This window comes from Herbaspirillum rubrisubalbicans, assembly GCF_003719195.1.
In the GTDB taxonomy this organism is placed as follows: Bacteria; Pseudomonadota; Gammaproteobacteria; order Burkholderiales; family Burkholderiaceae_D; genus Herbaspirillum; species Herbaspirillum rubrisubalbicans.
Genome location: NZ_CP024996.1, coordinates 2,031,373 through 2,051,432, shown reverse-complemented (window position 1 = coordinate 2,051,432; position 20,060 = coordinate 2,031,373). Strand labels below are relative to the sequence as shown.

The 20,060-nt window shown below is 62.0% G+C and carries 15 protein-coding genes and 1 tRNA gene; 7 read left to right on the top strand and 9 right to left on the bottom strand.

Annotation, left to right across the window (positions count from 1 at the left end; genetic code table 11):
• Positions 1–131: 131 nt before the first annotated feature.
• Both RC54_RS09135 and cysS read right to left on the bottom strand, forming a co-directional pair.
• Positions 132–791, bottom strand: a complete 660-nt coding sequence (locus RC54_RS09135; protein WP_017450768.1) for a DNA-3-methyladenine glycosylase family protein — start codon at positions 789–791, stop codon at positions 132–134.
• 1 nt (position 792) lies between these two features.
• Entirely contained in the window at positions 793–2,184 is a 1,392-nt protein-coding gene (gene cysS, locus RC54_RS09130) for a cysteine--tRNA ligase (RefSeq protein WP_061790639.1), read from the bottom strand.
• 234 nt (positions 2,185–2,418) lie between these two features.
• On the opposite strand from cysS, the gene RC54_RS09125 reads away from it, so the two are divergent.
• The 5 genes from RC54_RS09125 to RC54_RS09105 all read left to right on the top strand — a co-directional run bounded on the left by RC54_RS09125 (position 2,419) and on the right by RC54_RS09105 (position 7,177).
• Positions 2,419–3,963, top strand: coding sequence for a nuclear transport factor 2 family protein (locus RC54_RS09125; RefSeq protein ID WP_058895095.1), 1,545 nt, complete (start codon positions 2,419–2,421; stop codon positions 3,961–3,963).
• A gap of 36 nt (positions 3,964–3,999) precedes the next feature.
• Entirely contained in the window at positions 4,000–5,217 is a 1,218-nt protein-coding gene (locus RC54_RS09120; protein WP_123020421.1) for a L,D-transpeptidase family protein, read from the top strand.
• On the top strand, positions 5,214–5,783 hold the full coding sequence (locus RC54_RS09115) for a peptidylprolyl isomerase (protein WP_017450764.1): 570 nt from the start codon (positions 5,214–5,216) through the stop codon (positions 5,781–5,783). Before RC54_RS09120 ends, RC54_RS09115 begins: the two co-directional genes overlap by 4 nt.
• Positions 5,784–5,866: 83 nt before the next feature.
• The gene (locus tag RC54_RS09110) at positions 5,867–6,355 is read left to right on the top strand and encodes a peptidylprolyl isomerase (RefSeq protein WP_058895093.1); all 489 of its coding nucleotides are present in this window, start codon (positions 5,867–5,869) and stop codon (positions 6,353–6,355) included.
• Positions 6,356–6,385: 30 nt separating this feature from the next.
• A complete protein-coding gene (locus tag RC54_RS09105; RefSeq protein WP_061790638.1) occupies positions 6,386–7,177 on the top strand; it encodes a UDP-2,3-diacylglucosamine diphosphatase in 792 nt (263 codons plus the stop codon).
• Between the two features lie 51 nt (positions 7,178–7,228).
• Here RC54_RS09105 and cysE read toward each other — a convergent pair whose 3' ends face one another.
• The 3 genes from cysE to rnr form a co-directional block, all read right to left on the bottom strand.
• Positions 7,229–7,987: a serine O-acetyltransferase gene (cysE, locus tag RC54_RS09100; protein WP_061790637.1), complete on the bottom strand. Its 759-nt coding sequence runs from the start codon at positions 7,985–7,987 to the stop codon at positions 7,229–7,231.
• Between the two features lie 93 nt (positions 7,988–8,080).
• A complete protein-coding gene (rlmB, locus tag RC54_RS09095; RefSeq protein ID WP_017450760.1) occupies positions 8,081–8,818 on the bottom strand; it encodes a 23S rRNA (guanosine(2251)-2'-O)-methyltransferase RlmB in 738 nt (245 codons plus the stop codon).
• A gap of 92 nt (positions 8,819–8,910) precedes the next feature.
• On the bottom strand, positions 8,911–11,418 hold the full coding sequence (gene rnr, locus RC54_RS09090; protein ID WP_061790636.1) for a ribonuclease R: 2,508 nt from the start codon (positions 11,416–11,418) through the stop codon (positions 8,911–8,913).
• Positions 11,419–11,639: 221 nt separating this feature from the next.
• On the opposite strand from rnr, the gene RC54_RS09085 reads away from it, so the two are divergent.
• Positions 11,640–11,724 (top strand) — tRNA-Leu (locus RC54_RS09085).
• A 243-nt stretch (positions 11,725–11,967) separates the two neighbouring features.
• Here RC54_RS09085 and RC54_RS09080 read toward each other — a convergent pair.
• Complete coding sequence (locus tag RC54_RS09080) at positions 11,968–13,509, bottom strand: methyl-accepting chemotaxis protein (RefSeq protein WP_061790642.1); 1,542 nt, start codon at positions 13,507–13,509, stop codon at positions 11,968–11,970.
• A gap of 223 nt (positions 13,510–13,732) precedes the next feature.
• Between RC54_RS09080 and RC54_RS09075 the strand changes: the two genes are divergently transcribed.
• Positions 13,733–15,232, top strand: coding sequence for a cryptochrome/photolyase family protein (locus RC54_RS09075; RefSeq protein WP_061790635.1), 1,500 nt, complete (start codon positions 13,733–13,735; stop codon positions 15,230–15,232).
• A 70-nt stretch (positions 15,233–15,302) separates the two neighbouring features.
• Here the strand turns inward: RC54_RS09075 and RC54_RS09070 are convergent, their stop codons facing one another.
• From RC54_RS09070 to pmbA, 3 genes are all read right to left on the bottom strand, one after another.
• Complete coding sequence (locus tag RC54_RS09070) at positions 15,303–16,769, bottom strand: IS1182 family transposase (protein ID WP_244216356.1); 1,467 nt, start codon at positions 16,767–16,769, stop codon at positions 15,303–15,305.
• Positions 16,770–16,875: 106 nt separating this feature from the next.
• Positions 16,876–18,474, bottom strand: coding sequence for an MDR family MFS transporter (locus RC54_RS09065; RefSeq protein WP_058897530.1), 1,599 nt, complete (start codon positions 18,472–18,474; stop codon positions 16,876–16,878).
• A gap of 203 nt (positions 18,475–18,677) precedes the next feature.
• A complete protein-coding gene (gene pmbA, locus RC54_RS09060) occupies positions 18,678–20,042 on the bottom strand; it encodes a metalloprotease PmbA (protein WP_061789320.1) in 1,365 nt (454 codons plus the stop codon).
• Between the last annotated feature and the right edge of the window lie 18 nt (positions 20,043–20,060).

Below are 20,060 nucleotides of genomic sequence, written 5' to 3'. Positions count from 1 at the left end.
GACGAGAATCGGAGAAAATGCCGGCCCAGTGCGGGTTGCGGCTCGATGATCCCGGATGCATCGGTTTGCCTTCAAAATCTTGCGAGGACGGGAGTATACACCAGCAGTGCCTGCGCCCTCCTCCCCTTGGATCAATAATCGGAGGGCAGCGGATCCAGGCTGCGCCACAGGTACCAGGTGGCCACGGTGCGCCACGGTTCCCAGTTCGCGGCGACTTCGCGCGCATCGCTGCGCGAGACGGGCTCCCCCGAGAAGTAACTGATGCTGATGCCCTTGAGCAATCCCAGGTCATCCAGCGGCAGTACGTTGGGGCGCAGCAGATTAAATATCAAAAACATCTCGGCTGTCCAGCGGCCAATCCCACGGATCTGGATCATCTCGGCAATGACGGCTTCGTCTTCCATCTCCGCCCATTTGTCGGGATGTACCGTCTTGGCCTTGAAGTGGGCGGCCAGGTCGAGGATATATTCGGCCTTGCGCTTGGACAAACCGCAAGCGGCCAGCCCTTCTGGGCCGGTACGGATCACCTGGCCCGGGGTGCAGCGCGGACAGGCTTGCAGGAAGCGCTGCCAAACCGCATTGGCGGCCTTGGTCGAGATCTGCTGGCCGATCACCGAACGCGCCAGCGTGGTGAAGGCATCGCCACGCACCGTCAATTGCAAGTCCCCGAACTGCGGGATGATCTTGCGCATGATGCGGTCGCGCTTCATCAGCTCGGCCTTGGCGTCTTCCCAGTAGGCCGGCACGATCAGGCTGGGATCGGCGTCACTGGCTTTTCGGTTGGTATTCAAGTCAAGCTCTCCGCCATTCGGTCAGGCCGCCCGGTTTGTCTTCCAGAACGATGCCGGCAGCAGTCAGCTCGGCGCGGATGCGGTCGGCTGCGGCGAAGTCCTTGCCGGCCTTGGCCGCCTTGCGCGCGGCAATCAGCGCTTCGATCTCGGCTTCGCCCAGACCGTCCGCGGCGCCCACGCCGCCCTTGAGGTAGTCGTCCGGTGCGCGCTGCAAGAGGCCCAGGATGCCGGCCAACGCTTTCAACTGACGCGCCTGCACCGGCGAACGGCTGCGATTGACTTCATTGACCAGCTCGAAGAGCACCGCCATCGCCACCGGCGTGTTGAAGTCGTCGTTCAAGGCCTCTGTGAACTTTTGTGCATGAGCCTCATCGACCAGCAAGCCGCCCGCTTCCGGCGGCACGTCCTTCAAGGCCGTATACAGGCGGGTGAGCGCCTGGCGGGCATCATCCAGATGGGCATCGGAATAATTGAGCGGGCTGCGGTAATGCGCGCGCAATATGAAGAAACGCAACACCTCCGGGTCATACTTTTTGAGCACGTCGCGGATGGTGAAGAAATTGCCCAGCGACTTCGACATCTTTTCATTGTCGATGCGCACGAAGCCGTTGTGCATCCAGTAATTGACGAAGGTGTGTTGGTGCGCGCCTTCGGACTGGGCAATCTCGTTTTCGTGGTGCGGGAATTGCAGATCCTGGCCACCGCCATGGATGTCGAAATGGTCGCCCAGCAGATCGCTGGACATGGCCGAGCACTCGATATGCCAGCCCGGACGGCCACAGCCCCAGGGCGAATCCCACTTGGCCTCGCTCGGCTCGTTGGGCTTGGCCGCCTTCCACAGCACGAAGTCCAGCGGATCGCGCTTGCCCGTGTTCACATCCACCCGCTCGCCGGCGCGCAGGTCGTCCAGCGACTTGCCGGAGAGCTTGCCGTAACCAGGGAAGTCGCGCACCGAGTAATTGACGTCGCCATCGCTGGCCTTGTAGGCCAAGCCATTTTTTTCCAGCTTGCCGATCAACTCCAGCATCTGCGGCACGTACTTGGTCGCGCGCGGCTCATGGTCGGGGCGCTGCACGCCCAGGGCGGCAGCATCCTCGTTCATGGCGTCGATGAAGCGATTGGTCAGTTGGGCGATGGTTTCACCGTTTTCCAGGGCGCGCTTGATGATCTTGTCATCGATGTCGGTGATGTTGCGCACGTAGGTCACGGCGTAGCCAGAGGCGCGCAACCAGCGCTGCACCATGTCGAACACCACCAGCACCCGCGCATGGCCGATATGGCAATAGTCATACACAGTCATGCCGCATACGTACAAGCGCACCTTGCCGGGTTCGATCGGGGAAAAGGTCTGCTTATCACGCGCTAGCGTGTTGTAAATCTTGAGCTCGCTCATGGGATGGGAATTCTGGGTTCGGCGGGACCGGTGGGGACGCCTGGTTCATGCAATTTGCGCGGGACCGGCACCGTGAAAACGCGTGGCGCTGGCAGGTCCCTGCCGGGGATTCATTGTTCTATCAGCAATTGCAACATGAACGGGTCACGGTAGCCAAACCTCTTTTTGTCTTACTTGTTTGATATAAAATGCCAGCTTTCTTCGAATTTCTTCGAGTATAGCATCGATAAAACCATGGCCCCAGAATCACAAGAACAGACATCCATTCATGGTTTGCGCGGTTTGATCGGCAAGACTGCCCACAAGACAGCCGTATTGTCCAGCCTGGTGGCCGCCCTGTTTGCGGGCCCGGCCAGCCTCGCTCATGCCAGTGAAATGTCTGACATCAACAAGCTGATGCGGGCCGGACAGTATGCCGAGGCACTGACCAGGACCGATGCCGTACTGGCGAAACACCCGCGCGATGCGCAACTGCGTTTTACGAAGGGCCTGATCTTAGCAGAACAAAACCGTTCTGCCGAGGCCATTGCTGTGTTCACCAAGCTCACCGAAGACTTCCCTGACCTGCCCGAGCCCTACAACAACCTGGCCGTGCTGTATGCCGCCGATGGCCAGTACGATAAGGCCAGGGCTGCGCTGGACATGGCCATGCGCACCAATCCGACCTATGCCACGGCGCTGGAAAACCTGGGCGACGTCTATGCCAAGCTGGCCAGCCAGGCCTATGACAAGGCCTTGCAGATCGATCCCGGCGCCAACGTGCCGCAACCCAAGCTGACGCTGTTGCGCTCGCTCAACGGCAACACCACGGGCGGCACCGTACCGCGCCTGGCCTCGGCCGCGTCAGCCCAGCGCGACGCCAAGGCCAAGGCCGAGGCCGCCGCCGCCGAGCAGCAGGAACGCAACCGCGCCCTGGCCGCCGAGAAACTGGCACAGCAAGCCGCGGCAGACAAGGCCGAAGCAGAGAAGACTGCCATCGCCAAGGCCACCAGCGAGAAGGAAAAAGCCGCAGCAGACAAGGCAGCCGCAGAGAAAGCCGCGGCTGACAAGGCGGCAGCAGAGAAGGCGGCCGCCGACAAGGCCGCGGCAGACAAGGCAGCTGCGGAAAAGGCCCGCGCCGAGAAGGCCCGCGCCGAGCAACTGGCCGCCGAACAGGCGCGCGCCCAGAAGGCCGCCGCCGACAAGGCTGCTGCCGAGCAGAAACAGAAGGAACTGCTGGCCCAGAAGGAAAAGGAACAGGCAGACAAACTGGCCAAGGAACAAGCTGCCCGCGCCGAGAAGGAAAAAGCCGCCCAGGCCGCTGCTGAGAAAGCCAAGGCCGACAAGCTGGCCGCGGCCGAAAAGGCCAAGGCCGAGAAACTGGCCGCCGCCGAAAAGGCAAAGGCGGACAAGGCGCGCGCCGACAAGGAAAAGGCCCGCGCCGAAGCCAGCGCCGAGCAGGACAAGACTGCCGTGCTGGCCGCCTTGAATGGCTGGGCCAAGTCCTGGAGCGACAAGGATGTGCGCGGCTACCTGGGCCACTATGCCAGCGACTTCGAGACGCCGCGCGGGGCTTCGCGCAAGGAATGGGCTGAAGAACGTCGCGCCCGCATCGAGGACAAGGGGCGCATCAGTGTCAAGGTCAGCAATGCCACGGTCGCCATCAATGGCAACACCGCCACCGTGCGCTATCGCCAGATATATAATTCGGATCGGCTGACGGTGGACAGCCGCAAGACCCTGATCTTCGTCAAACAGGGCAATCGATGGCTGATCAAACAGGAACGATCGGGAGGGTAATTGGTGGCTAGCGCTTTGCAAGGGCGTCCCGCACGCATGGTGGGACGCCTGTTGATGTTGTGCCTGGCGGCGATGCCTGCGATGGGCAGTGTGGCCTCCTCGTCTTCCATTCCGCCGCAAGGCAATACGGCAGGCGCCCCAACGGCCAAGCCCGACCCGGAAGCCCTGCTCATCGATATCTACAAGGATCTCGGCGCCAACCGCCTGCGCGAAGCCCAGGCCAAGGCCGACGCCCTGGTGGCGGCCTATCCGACCTTCCGCCTGGGTCACCTGGTACGCGGCGACCTCCTGCTCATGCACGCACGCCCGGTACGCAATTTCGGCGCCATGGCCGATGGCCCGGCCGACAAGCTTCAGGAACTGCGCGACGAAGCCATGGTGCGCATCCGTTCGCTGCAAGAAAAACCGGACCCCAATCTGATCCCCAAGTCGGTGCTGCAAGTGGGCGACGACCAGAAGAACGTGCTGGTGGTCGATACCACCCGCTCGCGCATGTACGTCTACGAGAACCAGGACGGCGATCTGAAGTACATGACCGACTACTACATCTCGCAGGGCCGCCTGGGGGCCAACAAGACCAAGTCCGGTGACCAGCGTACCCCCATCGGCGTGTACTACGTCAACAACCGCATCCCCGGCCCCAAGCTGCCGGACTTCTATGGCACGGGGGCCCTACCGCTGTCCTATCCCAATGAATGGGACAAACGCAATGGCCGCAGTGGCTATGGCATCTGGCTGCATGGCACGCCCTCGGACAATTTCAGCCGCCCGCCGCTGTCTTCCGATGGTTGCGTGGTGCTGGCCAACCCCGATCTGCAGAGTCTGTATTCCACCGCCGAGGTCGGCAAGACGGTAGTGGTCATCAGCCAGAACGTGCAGTTCGTCAACAAGAACAGCCTGACCAAGGAGCGCGACGCCGCCTCGGCCATGCTGGAACAATGGAGCCAGTCGCTGGAAGACGCGGATGCCGACAAGGTGCTGTCGTATTACTCCCCGGAATTCCGCTCGGCCCAGGGCGAAAACCTGGCCACCTGGTTCGGTCGCCAGCAGAAGAGCCTCAACGGCGCGCGCTACACCAGTGTCAAACTGCGCGATGTCAGCCTGTTCCGCTATCCCGGCGCACCGGAAGACATGATCGTGAGCACGTTTACCCAGGAAAGCGCGGTCGGCAAGAGCAAGAATGCCATCCGCAAACGCCAGTACTGGGTACGCGAAGGCTCGCAATGGAAAATCATTTACGAAGGCAACGCATGATCCTCTCCCGTCGTCATCTGCTGCGCATGGCCGCAGCATTGTCCCTGTCAACTACGCTGGCCGCCCCGGTCCTGGCCGCCGATGCCCCACACGTACTGCTCAAGACCAGCATGGGCAACATCACCCTGGAACTGAACCCGGAAAAGGCCCCGGTCTCGGTCGACAATTTTCTCAAGTACGTCAAGAAGGGCCAGTACAACGGCACCGTATTTCACCGCGTCATCAATGGCTTCATGATCCAGGGCGGCGGCTATGACCAGAACATGCGCGAAAAGCCGACCGATGCCCCCATCAAGAACGAGGCCAATAACGGCTTGAAGAACGAGGTTTATACTGTGGCCATGGCCCGCACCGCCGCACCGCATTCGGCCACCGCCCAGTTCTTCATCAACGTGGCGGACAATCGCTTCCTGAACTACCCCGGCCAGGACGGCTGGGGTTACGCGGTATTCGGCAAGGTCATCGCTGGCGCTGATGTGGTCGACAAGATCAAGCAGGTGCGTACCGGTGCCGGTGACGTGCCGACCACCCCGGTGGTGATCGAATCGGCGACCGTGATCAAGTAAGGCAAGCCTCCCGTACCGCACCCAAGGCGGGCCGACGTCGCCCGCCGATTTTTTTCATTTCCCCCACCAGCAAAGGATTCATCATGGCAGTTCTGCTCACCACCAACCACGGCACCATCAAGATCGAACTGGATGCAGAGAAGGCTCCCAAGACCGTTGAGAACTTCCTGGCCTACGTCAACGCCGGCCACTACAACGGCACCATCTTCCACCGCGTCATCGACGGCTTCATGATCCAGGGCGGCGGCTTCGAACCCGGCATGAAGCAAAAGGAAACCCGCGAGCCGATCGAGAACGAAGCCAAGAATGGCTTGAAGAACGAGCCCTACACCCTGGCCATGGCCCGCACCGCCGCCCCGCACTCGGCCTCGGCGCAGTTCTTCATCAACGTCAAGAACAACAGCTTCCTGGACTACCCCGGCCAGGACGGCTGGGGCTACTGCGTCTTCGGCAAGGTCGTCGAAGGCACTGAAGTGGTCGACAAGATCAAGGGTGTGAAGACCACCCGCACCGGCATGTTCGCCGACGTGCCTGCGGAAGACGTGCTGATCGAAAAGGCAGAAGTGGTCTAAGCTCGACCTTGACCGCCTCCCTCATCGACCATGACTGATTTCCAGTTCATGCAAAAAGCGCAACCGACGGTTGCGCTTTTTGTTTCCGACCTCCATTTGCAGGCCGCCCTGCCCCGCACCACCGAGGCTTTCCTGGCCTTCCTGCAAAGCCATGCCGTTCAAACGCAGCAACTGTACCTGCTAGGTGACGTGTTCGAGTACTGGGCCGGTGACGACGACCTTACTGCTCCCTACAACCAACTGATTGCTGACACCCTCAAGACTGTACAGGTACAGGGCGTGCAACTGTACTGGATGGCGGGCAACCGTGATTTCCTGGTCGGCCAGGATTTTGCCGCTGCCGCAGGACTGACGCTGCTGGACGACCCGCATGTCGTCACCTTGGCCGGCCGTACCCTGGCGCTGGCCCACGGCGATGCGCAATGCACCGATGACCTGGCCTACATGGCCTTCCGCGCCCAGGTGCGCCAGCCAGCCTACCAGCAGCAGTTCCTGGCCATGCCGCTGGCGCAGCGCAAGGCCATCATCGAGGGCATTCGCAAGAACAGCCAGGACGCCAACCAGAGCAAGGAAATGGCGATCATGGATGTGAATGCCGGCGCCATCGATGCCCTCTTCGCGCAGACCGGCACGGATGTATTGATCCACGGCCATACGCATCGCCCGGCCCTGCATCGCCTGGGTGAAGGCGAGCAGTGCAAGCTGCGCTATGTCTTGCCGGATTGGGAATATGACGTCGCCACGCCGCGTGGCGGCTGGATCAGCCTGACGGCCGATGGCGTGTTGCATCGGCATGACGTGGACGGACACGAGATCGCCTGATCCCGTGTTGCACTGCCCCGCAGCCGGACACTCTCGGCTGCGGTCCGCCGCTCAATCGACCAGCCGGTTCAATTGCGCGGCGTCGAACTGTCCGGCCTCTTCCATCCGCCGACACCCTATCCCCGCTCCCTGCAAGGCTGCCAGCACGGCTTCCAGTTGCTGCTCTTGCGCCGCCACCTGATTGATCAGGCCATGTAGCGCCTTGGACAGTGGATCATCGCCATTGGGCATCACGCCATAGGCCGCAAACAGGCGCGCTGCGGCCAGCTGTTCACGCTCGCCGGCCTGCGCCGTATTGCGCTCGACGATGCGCGCCGGGTTGCCCACCGCGGTGGCGCCAGCCGGCACTTCCTTGGTCACCACCGCATTGGAGCCGACCTTGGCGCCATCGCCGACCGTAAAGCCACCCAACACCTTGGCGCCGGCCCCGATGATGACGCCGCGCCCCAGCGTGGGATGGCGCTTGGCGCCCTTGGTCAGCGAGGTGCCGCCCAGGGTCACACCTTGGTAGATGGTGGAATCGTCGCCGACGATGGCGGTCTCGCCGATGACCACGCCCATGCCGTGGTCGATGAAGACACGGCGGCCGATGGTGGCGCCGGGGTGGATCTCGATGCCGGTCAGGGTGCGCCCCAGTTGCGAGATGAAGCGGCCCAGCCACTTCAGTTCTGCATTCCAGCAAGCCTGGGCCCAGCGGTGCAGGATCACCGCGTGCAGGCCCGGATAACAGGTCAGCACCTCCCAGCTATTGCGCGCGGCGGGGTCGCGCGCGCGGATGCTGGCGATGTCTTCTCTGAGTCGGCTGAACATGGTGTGTTTCCTGAAACGTTGAAAGAAAAGGTGCTGCAAAAAAAAATCGCCGGACGCGAAGTCCGGCGATGGTGTCATGCGGGATGACCGGACTTACTTTGGCAAGCGCTGGCGTCGCGCCTCGTACAGACACACACCGGAAGCCACGGACACATTCAAGCTCTCGACCGAGCCGAACATGGGGATGTTGACCAGCACGTCGCAGGTCTCGCGCGTCAAGCGGCGCATCCCCTCGCCTTCGGAACCCATGACCAAGGCGGTGGGGCCGGTGAAGTCACCTTCGTAGAGACCCTTTTCGGCGTCGTCCGAAGTACCGATGATCCACACACCACGTTCCTTCAGATCACGCATGGTACGCGCCAGGTTGGTGACGGTGATATAAGGCACGGTGTCGGAGGCGCCGCTGGAAACCTTCATAGCGGTCGCATTCAGGCCCACGGCGCGGTCCTTGGGGGCGATCACGGCGTGCGCGCCGGCGCCATCGGCCACGCGCAGGCAGGCGCCCAGGTTGTGCGGATCGGTGATGCCATCGAGGATCAGCAGCAGCGGCGGGCCGACCACGGCATCCAGCAGTTCATCAAGGGTGCGCGCCAGCGACAGCGCGGCGGCCTTGGCCACCACCCCCTGGTGGCGGCGCGTGCCGACCATGGCGCCCAAGCGCTGGTCGTCGGCCTGGATGATGCGCACATTGGCTTCCTTGGCCGCGTGCAGCAAATCCAGCATCCGGCGGTCGCGGCGTTCGGCATCCACGTAGATCTCTTCCACCGAGGAAGCCTCGTGGCGGATACGGGAGGTCACGGCATGGAAGCCGAAAATCATTTTGCTCTTCATAGATCCTGCTTGTGTCTTTCGTCTTGCTTGGAGCTGTTGCTCCTCATTCCATCAAACCCGGTCAACCGCTTCAGGTTGGACCGGGGACATGCTCATCGCTTCTTCTTGCCACCCTTGTTGAAACCCTTGGCGGCAGCACGCTTGCGGTCGGCCTCGCCGGTGCGCGCATGAGTGGTGCTGCCGGCCTTGGCCTTGGCGCCGCCCTTGGGCTTGGCCACTGCCGTGGCCGGCTTGGATGCCGCGGCCTTCTTGCCGCGTGCGGCCGGCTGGCTGCCCGCAGCCGGCTTGCTACCGGCTGACTTGCCGCGCGCAGCAGTCTCGGCACGCTTGGCTTCGTTCTTGATCAAGGTGCGGATGCCCGGCTCGTTGACCAGCGACAAGTCGATCTTGCGCGCATCCAGGTCCACCCGACTGACCTGCACGGTGACGCGGTCGGTCAACTGGTAACGGATGCCAGTGCGCTCGCCGCGCAGCTCATGGCGCGCTTCATCGTACTGGAAGTAATCGGCGCCCAGCTCGGTGACGTGCACCAGACCTTCGATGTAGAGCGCATCGAGCTGCACGAAGATACCGAAGGTGGCCACGCCGGAAATGGTGCCGGTGAATTCCTCGCCCAGCTTGTCGCGGATGAAGTAGCACTTCAGCCAGGCTTCCACATCGCGCGAAGCCTCATCGGCACGGCGCTCGTTGGCCGAACAGTGCAGACCCAGTGCTTCCCAGATGGCCAGCGCGCTTTCGCCACGCGGCTTCTTGCCGGCGGCCTTGTCGGTGGCCCGCTGCAGCGCCTGCGCCTTGCGCGCAGCCGGCGAAATCGAGGTATTGAGCGCGCCGCTGTCGATACCCTTGGGCTCGTAGCGCTTGCCCTGCAGCACGGCCTTGATGGCACGGTGGGTCAGCAGGTCGGGATAACGGCGGATCGGACTGGTGAAGTGCGCGTAGGATTCGTAGGACAGGCCGAAGTGGCCGATGTTGTCAGGGCTGTAGACGGCCTGCTGCATGGAGCGCAACAGCATGGTCTGGATCAGCACCGCATCCGGGCGCGCCTTGACCTTGGGCATCAGCTCGGCATAGTCGGAGGCACTGGGGGTGTCGCCGCCCCCCAGGTGCAGGCCGACCTGCTTCAGGAAGGTACGCAACTGCGTCAGCTTTTCCTTGGTCGGGCCGGCGTGAATGCGATAGAGCGCAGGATGATCGTGACGCTTCAACAGGTCGGCCGCGCACACGTTGGCGGCCAACATGCATTCCTCGATCAGGCGGTGCGCATCGTTGCGGGTGCGCGGCAGGATCTTCTCGATCTTGCCGGCGGCGTTGCAGACGATGTAGGTCTCGGTGGTCTCGAAGTCGATGGCACCGCGCGCCTGGCGGGCCGTCAAGAGCGCCTGGAACACTTCGTAGAGGTGCGTCAAGTGCGGCACCAGGCCGATGCGACGCGCCGCTTCCGGGCCCTTGGTATTGGCCAGAATGGAGGCCACTTCGGTATAGGTCAGACGCGCTGCCGAGTGGATCACGGCCGGATAGAACTGGTAGGCCTTGATCTCACCCTTGGCGGTGATGACGGCATCGCACACCAGGGTCAGGCGGTCCACGTCCGGGTTCAGCGAGCACAGACCGTTGGAGAGCTTTTCCGGCAGCATCGGGATGACCCGGCGCGGGAAGTAGACGGAGGTACTACGCTCCAGCGCATCCACATCCAGCGCATCGTTGGGCTTGACGTAGTGGCTCACATCGGCGATGGCCACGATCAGGCGATAACCCTTGGCGCGGCCGATCTTGACCGGTTCGCAGTAGACCGCATCATCGAAGTCGCGCGCGTCTTCGCCATCAATGGTGACCAGCGGCACATCGCGCAGGTCCACACGGTCCTTCAGGTCAGCCGCCTTGACTTCGCTGGGCAGCTTGGCCGAGAGCTTCTTGGCGGCATCCGAGAACTCGTGTGGCACGCCATACTTGCGCACGGCGATTTCGATTTCCATGCCGGGGTCATCGATGTCGCCGAGGATCTCGACGATCTTGCCCACCGGTTGCGTATAGCGGGAGGGATGCTCGGTCAGCTCCACGCTGACCACCTGCCCTGCCTTGGCCTTGCCCGGCGGGCCCGCCAGCAGCACATCGTGGCCGATGCGTTTGTCTTCGGGCGCGACCACCCAGACGCCGTTTTCATTCAACAGGCGGCCGATCACGTGGGTATTGGCGCGCTCCACCACTTCGACGATGGTGCCTTCGGGGCGGCCGCGGCGGTCGGTACCGACGATACGCGCCTGGACGCGGTCGCCATGCATGACCTTCTGCATTTCCTTCTCTGGCAGGAACAGGTCATCGGTACCATCGTCGGGCAGCAGGAAACCGAAACCATCGCGATGGCTCGACACCCGGCCCAGGATGAAATCGGGCGAATGGGTCAGCTTGTAGTGGCCGGCACGGTCCGGCTTGATCTGGCCGTCGCGCTCCATGGCGTTGAGGCGGCGCGTCAGGCCATCCATTTCTTCAGGCTTGACGCCTAGCGCGGCTGCCAGTGCAGCAGCATTTTGCGCGCCGGACGAAGTGCGCAGGATGCCGAGGATCTCTTCCCGGCTGGGAATGGAATAGGGAAATTGGCTCAAAAGTTTCGTTTCGCGCAATTGTTATAAATGCCAAGGCGAACTTCGCCCAAGCGGATGGAAGTGCCTAGTGTAACGGAGTTGCGGCCATTTACCTAACCGCAATACGGGGTAGGAAGGCTGTGGAGACATCGTATTGCAACGAAAAAACCGCAATGAGCTTGAGAAAGTTATTGACAGTCGGCACAAACCATCTATAATAACGGTCTTCGCTTTACAGCGCAGCCCACGTGGCGGAATTGGTAGACGCGCATGGTTCAGGTCCATGTGCCGCGAGGTGTGGGGGTTCGAGTCCCTCCGTGGGCACCAAAACAAAAAAGGTCGATTGACGCAAGTCAGTCGGCCTTTTGTGTTTTGGGGCGCACGAGCAAAGCGCCTGCGCGCTTTGCGGGAGGGACGAGAAAGTCCGGCCTTGTAAGGCCGGACGGGGTCGCGGGACGTGACCGAGTGCCTCAGTGCGCAGCAAAACAAAAAGGTCGATTGACGAAAGTCAGTCGGCCTTTTGTGTTTTGGTGCCACGAGCAAAGCGCCTGCGCGCTTTGCCGTCCATTTTTATCCCTGCAAGCGGAACACGCTCACCGTCTCGCTCAAGCTCGCCGCTTGTTCCTGCATCTGCCGCGCCGCGGCAGCGGCCTGCTCCACCAGCGCCGCATTCTGCTGGGTCGCTTCATCCATGAGATTGATGGCCTGGTTGACCTGTTCGATGCCGTCGCTCTGTTCCTGTGAGGCCGAACTGATCTCGGCCACGATGTCGGTCACGCGGCGTACGCTGGCGACCACTTCATCCATGGTCGCACCGGCCTGCTCCACCAGCTTGCTGCCGGCTTCCACCTTGCCCACCGAATCACCAATCAATTCCTTGATTTCCTTGGCGGCGCTGGCCGAGCGCTGAGCCAGAGTACGCACTTCCGAGGCCACCACGGCAAAGCCTCGCCCCTGCTCGCCCGCGCGCGCCGCTTCGACGGCGGCATTCAAGGCCAGGATGTTGGTCTGGAAAGCGATGCCATCGATGACTGCGATGATGTCCACGATCTTGCGCGAGGAAGCATTGATCGACCCCATCGTCGCCACCACTTCGGAGACGACCGAACCACCCTGCACCGCCACCTCGGAGGCCGAGTTGGCCAACTGGTTGGCCTGGCGCGCATTGTCGGCATTCTGCTTCACGGTGGAGGTCAGTTCCTCCATGGCTGATGCGGTTTCTTCCAGCGAACTGGCTTGCTGCTCGGTGCGATCAGACAAGTCCAGGTTGCCACTGGCGATCTCGGTAGACGCCGTGGCAATGGTGTCGGTACCCTGGCGCACCCGACTGACGATGCCCACCAACTTCTCATTCATGTCCTTGAGCGCAAGCATCAACTGACCTGTCTCATCGCCGCCGCGCACCTCGATGCTGTTGTCCAACTGCCCCTTGGCGACACGGCTGGCCACCTCCACTGCCTTGTGCAGCGGCGCAGTGATGGAACGCGTGATGGACCAGGCCAGGATCACTCCCAGCAAGAGCGCTACCAGGCCCAGCCCTATCATGACCTTGCGCGCGGTCTGGAACAGGTCATCGATTTGCGCCGTCAGGATCTGGATGCGTTCGGCCTGCATCGATGCCAGCTTTTCGATCGCCACTATGTAGAGCTGTGTGCTAGGCAGCAATTTTTCATCGACCACCTTGCGTGCGGCCTGTTCATTGCCAGCATCCTTTTCCTTGAACACCTCGGTGTTGGCCTCCAGCACCGACTTGCGACGCTCATTGATGGCGTTGAGCGCTGCGCGACCAGCCTCATCGGTGAACAGTTCGTCCATGCGCTTGACCAGCTCATTGTTCTTGCTGATGACGGACATGATCTGCTGCTTGTAGAACTTCTGCTGCTCTACGTCCGGGTTCTTGGCCGCCGCCACGATGCGACCGATGTTGACTTCGATGGATTTATAGAAGGTATTGACCAGTCTTTCCTTGACCAGCGCATCATTGACCATGGCGTCATTGAGTTTGCTGACTTCCTGCAGGCGCCACACTCCGATACCCGTGATCATCGCCATGAGCGCCAGAATCGTGGCAAAGCCCAACCCCAAGCGGGTGCCTATCGTCATGTTTTTCATTTGCATCCCCATTCCCGTTGTATAGGACACCGCCCCGATCGGAGCAGGCCCTCCCTCCTCCTTTGTCAGGATAAGTCATTATCGACCCCGCATTCGTGGCCTTGAGTTGCCCCGCATCAAACAAGCGGAAATCTTTTATCATTCCACCAATCGCTAGCCATTAGTAGCCAAGTTCGCGCACGGACTTTCCTGCGCGCCCCGCCCATCCTAGCCCGTGCATTTCATGCCCCAATTCGACAAGTCCCTGGTCTGGTTCCGCCGCGATCTCCGCACGAACGACCACGCCGCCCTCTACCACGCGCTCAGGCAGAGCCGGCAGGTGTGGTGCGTGTTCGTCTTCGACACCGACATCCTCGATGCACTCAAGGCCGAGGGTGTACAGCAGGATAGACGCATCGACTTCCTGCTGGCCAGCGTGGCCGAGCTGGATGGCACGTTGCGTCAAGCCGGAGGCGGATTGATCGTGCTGCATGGATCGGCCATCCGGCAGATCCCTGAGCTGGCCGCCAAACTGCAAGCGCAGGCCGTCTTCATCAATACCGACTACGAACCACTGGCCATCGAACGCGACGCCGCCGTGGCGCGCTCGCTGCAACGACAAGGCGCGCAAATGTTGAGCTACAAGGACCAGGTGATCTTCGAGAAAGATGAAGTACTGACCCAATCGGCCAAGCCCTTTTCGGTCTTCACGCCCTACAAGAATGCCTGGATGGCCAAGCTGACCGCTGCCGATGGCGCGTTCTACCTGAAGCCCTATCCGGTCGAGAACTACCTCAAGGCCCTGGCCGCCCCGCCCGGCGAGGTTGACCATGCCCTACCCTCGCACGCGCAACTGGGCTTTGCCCCCAGCAATTTGCATGAACTGAAGATTTCTACCGGCATGTCCGGTGCGCAGGCCTTGCTGACGGACTTCCTGGGCCGTATCGGGGCCTATGGGACGGCGCGCGATTTCCCTGCAGTGAAGGGTCCTTCCTACCTGTCGGTGCATCTGCGGTTCGGTACCGTTTCCATCCGCGCGCTGGCAGGTGCGGCGCTGTATCTCATGCAGAACAACCAGGGTGCGGCGGGTGCGGCCGTGTGGCTGTCGGAGCTGATCTGGCGGGATTTCTATTTCATGATCCTGCACCATCACCCGCGCGTGACCGAACAGGCCTTCAAGCCCGAGTATGGCGCCATCCAGTGGGAGCAAGGCCCACAGGCCGAGGCACTGTTTGCCGCCTGGTGCGAAGGCCGCACCGGCTATCCGCTGGTCGATGCCGCCATGGCGCAGATCAACCAGAGCGGCTACATGCACAACCGCCTGCGTATGGTAGTGGCCAGCTTCCTGACCAAGGACCTGGGCATCGACTGGCGCTGGGGTGAACAATATTTTGCGCGGCATCTCAACGACTTCGACCTGGCCGCCAACAATGGCGGCTGGCAGTGGGCCTCCTCCTCGGGCTGCGATGCCCAGCCCTACTTCCGTATCTTCAATCCCGTCACGCAGTCGGAGAAGTTCGACCCGCAGGGCAAGTTCATCCGCCGCTACCTGCCGCAACTGGCGAAACTTTCCGACAAGCGCATCCACGCGCCCTGGAGCGCCACACCCGAAGAACGTCTGGCAGCCGGCGTGGTGCTGGGGCAGAACTATCCCCGTCCCATCGTCGATCATGCCCTGGCGCGCGAGCGCACGCTGCAACGTTATGCGGTGGTGAAGAAAAACGACCGGGCCGAGCAGGCATAAAAAAACGGACTGCTGACAGTCCGTCAGGTTGATGACGAACCCCGTGTTTTCGAACACGGGGTTTTGTTTTTCAGGCGCAGGTAATTTGCAGATGGTCGATGGCGCAGAAGCCAAGCAAGGCGCGCATTTTTCGCTGTAGCCACTTTTGTACGCTGGCAGAGGCGCTCAAACCGTGTAAAAGCGCGCGCAAGCGCGCCACCAACAGGGCAATCTTCTTCATGTTCTGGGCCGCCGCCGCCAACAAGCACTGCTCGGCGACCTTGCGCAATCCCCGCATACGGGCATAACGATGTCCGTGCAATTGCTTGGCGTCGGCGAAGCTGCGTTCTACCGTTTCCTTGCGTCGGGCATAGATGCGCTTGCCCCATTCGGTACGACGCCGATCATCCACCTTCTCCTTGGAACGCTCCCACACATGGCGCGTCACCACCTTGACCGCATTGGCGCTATTGGTGCATTGCTCGCGTACCTTGCAGCCTCGGCATTGCTCAGGGTTGGATTTGTATTCCCGATACCCCAGTCGATTGGTCGTGCTGTAGCGCAAGGGTTGACCCTGCGGGCAGATGTATTCGTCACGGTAGGCATCGTACTCATACGCCCGTTTAAAGAATGTCCCCGGCTTGTGGTTGGGTGTGCGGTAGCCCATCACGCCGCTGATCTCGCGATTCTCCAGTCCCTGGCAGACGGCCGGTGTGAAGTAGCCCGCATCCAGGCCAACGGCCTGTACATCAAATCCGAACGTCTGGCGCTGACGATCCAGGCGTGCCAGATAAGGCTGACTGTCATGGACTGAGGCGGGCGTGACATGGGTATCGGTAATGATGGAATGCTTGGCATCGACGGTGCGGTGATCCAGGTAGAAGAAGCCCTTGGGCTTGTCGTCGCGCACCATGTAGCCGCTCTCGGGATCGGTGCGACTGACCTTGATCTCTTTGGTGGGCGGCTCATCATCGTCGTCACGCTTGAGCGGTTTCTTGCCATGCTCGGCACGGTCGATATCCACAGCGGCATCCAGTTCGGCCAGATAGGCCGAGGGGGTCTGGGTAACTTGAACGTAGTCGAACTTGTTCTTGTTGGCGTTGGCCTTGAGGTGGGTGCTGTCGCTGTAGAGCACACGGCCATCGACCATGCCGCGTCCAATGGCCTGGCGCACGATCTCGTCGAAGATCTCTTGATAGACGGTGGTATCAATGAAGCGGCGGCGCCGGTTCTGGGAGAAGGTGGATGAGTCCGGTACCTTGTCGGTCAGACGGAATCCGGCAAACCAGCGATAGGCCACATTGACCTGGACCTCGCGGATGAGCTGGCGCTCGCTGCGGATACCGAAGAGGTAACCGATGAACAAGAGCTTGAAGAGTACCACCGGGTCCAGTGCCGGGCGGCCATTGTCGGCGCAATACAGATGCGCCACCTTCTCTCGGATGAACTCGAAATCCACCGCCGCGTCGATCTTGCGCAGCAGGTGGTCCTTGGGCACGAGCATCTCGATGGTCACCATCTCTAACTCGTGCTGGGCGGCTGTCGGTTTTTTGAGCATGACCGATTAAACAACAAAGCCTTGGCTTTCGCCAAGGCTTTGTCATCAATCTGACGGACTGCTGACAGTCCGTTCTCCAGGTCAGGTCAGCGCCGTTACCGCACGCTCATTCCGACATCACCGGATCCACCTTCTGGTCCTGGTCGAAGCGGATGGGCGGTACCCGGCCCACCATCCACAGCCCCACCAGCGCAGCCACGATGGCAATGGCGATCCCCATGTGGATGGCCCCCACCAGTGCCTCGCGCGCGGCCTCCAGCAAGGCCGAACCGTCGTGCCCGGCCTGCATCAGGCGCGCCAGCAGGACCGATTGGATGTCGTGATTGACCAGCACTTCAGGGTCACTGAATTCCTTGAGCCACTGAGCCGCGTGATCGCTCTCCAGCGCCTTCTGCACACCCGCCCCATACATCTGACTGACCAGCGTGCCGGTCACTGCGGTGCCCAGCATCCCGCCAATCATGCGCAGCGATTGCAGCAAGGCGGTGGCAATGCCCAGGTGCTCGCGCGCAGCAGCCTGCTGGGCAAACACGGTCAGGTTGGGCAGCACCAGCCCCAGCCCGAAGCCGCCGGCCAGCATGACCGCGAGCAGGAAGCCATTGCCGGTGTTGCGATCGCTCAGCACCACGCCCAGGCAGGAAGCGGCGATCAAGGCAAAGCCCAGATTCATCATCAGGTTGGGATTGGGAATGCGCGTGATGATGCGCCCATTGACGATGCTGGCCACGGTGATACAGGCCACCAGCGGCGTAATCAACAGCCCTGCTTCCCGCGGGCTCAGGCCAAAGCCGCCCTGGAACAGCAGTGGCGCATACATCAGCAGCGAAAACATGGCAAAGCCCGCCAGCACCGACAGCAGGAACAGGCTTGCCAGGGCACGGTCACGCAGCATCTCGAAGGGCAGGATGGCTTGTGCGGCGCGCTGCTCCCACTTCCACAGCGCATAGAAGGCCGCCACCGAGACCGCCAGCAAGGCCATCATGCCCCCCGTGATGCCGCGCTTGGGCAAGAGCTCCACCAGCAACTGCAGACTGCCCAGCGAGAGCGAGATCAATAGCGCACCAGGCCAGTCCAGACGCATCTTGCCGGCATGGTGCATGTGACGGATATGCGGCACGAAGCGCCAGACGAAGAACAGGGAAATCACGCCGATGGGCAGGTTGCAGTAGAACACCCAGCGCCAGCCCAGTCCCTCGGTCAGGAAGCCACCCAGCGACGGGCCTACGGCAGTGGCAATACCGAAGGACGCCGACAGGATGACCTGCCAGCGCAGCCGCACCCGCGGATCAGGAAACAGATCGGCAATGGAAGCAAAACAGGTTCCCACCAGCATCCCGCCGCCGATGCCCTGCAAGCCGCGCGCCAGCACCAGGAACAACATGCTGTTGGCCATGCCGCACAAGGCCGAGGCGCCCACGAAGACGATGATGGAAGCGATCACGAAGGGCTTGCGACCGAAGTAGTCGCCCAGCCGCCCGAAGATGGGCACGGTGATCACCGAGGTCAGCAGGTAGGCGGTGGCGACCCAGGCGTAGAGCTCGAAGCCCTTGAGCTCGGCCACGATGGTGGGCAGCGCCGTGCCCACGATGGTCTGGTCCAGGGCCACCAGCATGATGACGAAACAGATGCCCAGCGTCGCCAGCAGGGATTCGCGGAACGGCAGGACTTGACCGCTGGAGTGGGCGGCGTCGGTGTGTAAGGCCATGTTGCGAGGAATGGATGTCAGGAAATTGCGCGCTTGCGCCAATCCACCATTCTAGCGCTGTGCGGGCCGGCTTGCCCGATGACGCCTGGCAGATAGCCGCGCCGGATGGGGATATCGTCCATGGCTTGCCTCGAAGGAGACGACGCCGGCCTGGGTAACGCCATGGCCGTGCAGGCGCACGGCCATGGCGGTCTGCCGCAGGCTCAGTCGCCAGCGATGGTCATGTTTTCCAGCAGGATGGAGCCGGTTTCCTTGGAGCCGCGGATGAGCGTGTCGTTACCCACGGCCACGATCTGGCGCAGCATTTCCTTCATGTTGCCGGCGATGGTGATTTCTTCCACCGGATACTGGATCACGCCATTCTCGACCCAGTAACCCGAGGCGCCTCGCGAATAGTCGCCGGTGACGTAGTTCACGCCCTGCCCCATCAGCTCGGTCACCAGCAGACCCGTGCCCATCTTCTTCAACATGCCCTTGAAGGTATCGGCGCGGGTGGTCAGTTCCGAGGTCAGCGTCAGGTTGTGCGAGCCACCGGAGTTGCCGGTGGTCTGCATCCCCAGCTTGCGGGCCGAATAGGTGGACAGGAAATAGCCCTGCACCACGCCATCCTTGACCACCTCGCGCTTGACGGTGCGCACCCCCTCTTCATCGAAGGGCGCCGAGCCGACCCCGCCGATGACGTGCGGGTCTTCCAGGATCTGGATGTGCTCGGGAAACACCTGCTGCCCCAGCGAATCGAGCAGGAAGGTCGACTTGCGGTACAGCGCCCCACCCGAGACGGCTTGCACGAAAGCCCCCAACAGTCCAGCGGCCAGCGGCGCTTCGAACAGAACCGGACACTTGCGGGTACTGAGCTTGCGGGCGTTCAGGCGCGCCAGTGCGCGTTCGGCGGCATAGCGGCCGATGGCTTCGGGCCGGGCCAGTTTCTTCGGATCGCGCTTGGAGGAATACCAGTCGTCGCGCTGCATCGCCGCGCCCTTGCCGGCAATCGGGGCCACCGAGATGGTGTGGCGCGAGAAGGGATAGCCGCCCATGAAACCCCGGCTGTTGGCCGCGATAAAATGCGAGTGTTGCACATAGACACCGGCGCCTTCGCTATTGCTGATGCGCGCATCGGTTTCCAGTGCGGCGGTTTCGCAGCGTTGGGCCAGCGCCACAGCTTCTTCGGCGGAAATGTTCCATGGCGAAAACAGTTTGAGGTCGCGCGGGGCCATCTCCAGCATCTCGGCCTCGGGCAGGCCGGCGCAGTCATCGATGGAGGTGAAGCGGGCGATGTTGTAGGCGGCTTCCACCGTTTCCTTCAGGGCCTGCTGCGAAAAGTCCGAGGTGCTGGCGTTGCCGCGCCGCACCTGGCGGCCTTCTCCGAGGAAGACGGTAACGCCGATGCCCTTGTCCTTGTTCTGCTCGATGGTTTCGATCTTTCCCTTGCGCACCGCTACCGACAGACCGCTGCCTTCGCTGATATCGACGGCGGCGTCCGAGGCGCCCTTGTCCCGGGCATAACGCAGCACATCCTGTGCCAACTGCTTCAACTGGTCTTGACTGTGCGTGAATGGGGTTTCGCTCATGAGCCTGTTTTCTCTGAA

Bases quoted from the DNA above. Each gene is read 5' to 3' on its own strand.
- cysS (WP_061790639.1), bottom strand. From the start codon at position 2,184: ATGAGCGAGCTCAAGATTTACAACACGCTAGCGCGTGATAAGCAGACC.
- RC54_RS09125 (WP_058895095.1), top strand. From the start codon at position 2,419: ATGGCCCCAGAATCACAAGAACAGACATCCATTCATGGTTTGCGCGGT.
- RC54_RS09120 (WP_123020421.1), top strand. From the start codon at position 4,000: ATGGTGGGACGCCTGTTGATGTTGTGCCTGGCGGCGATGCCTGCGATG.
- RC54_RS09115 (WP_017450764.1), top strand. From the start codon at position 5,214: ATGATCCTCTCCCGTCGTCATCTGCTGCGCATGGCCGCAGCATTGTCC.
- RC54_RS09110 (WP_058895093.1), top strand. From the start codon at position 5,867: ATGGCAGTTCTGCTCACCACCAACCACGGCACCATCAAGATCGAACTG.
- RC54_RS09105 (WP_061790638.1), top strand. From the start codon at position 6,386: ATGACTGATTTCCAGTTCATGCAAAAAGCGCAACCGACGGTTGCGCTT.
- cysE (WP_061790637.1), bottom strand. From the start codon at position 7,987: ATGTTCAGCCGACTCAGAGAAGACATCGCCAGCATCCGCGCGCGCGAC.
- rlmB (WP_017450760.1), bottom strand. From the start codon at position 8,818: ATGAAGAGCAAAATGATTTTCGGCTTCCATGCCGTGACCTCCCGTATC.
- RC54_RS09080 (WP_061790642.1), bottom strand. From the start codon at position 13,509: ATGAAAAACATGACGATAGGCACCCGCTTGGGGTTGGGCTTTGCCACG.
- RC54_RS09075 (WP_061790635.1), top strand. From the start codon at position 13,733: ATGCCCCAATTCGACAAGTCCCTGGTCTGGTTCCGCCGCGATCTCCGC.
- RC54_RS09070 (WP_244216356.1), bottom strand. From the start codon at position 16,769: ATGCTCAAAAAACCGACAGCCGCCCAGCACGAGTTAGAGATGGTGACC.
- RC54_RS09065 (WP_058897530.1), bottom strand. From the start codon at position 18,474: ATGGCCTTACACACCGACGCCGCCCACTCCAGCGGTCAAGTCCTGCCG.
- pmbA (WP_061789320.1), bottom strand. From the start codon at position 20,042: ATGAGCGAAACCCCATTCACGCACAGTCAAGACCAGTTGAAGCAGTTG.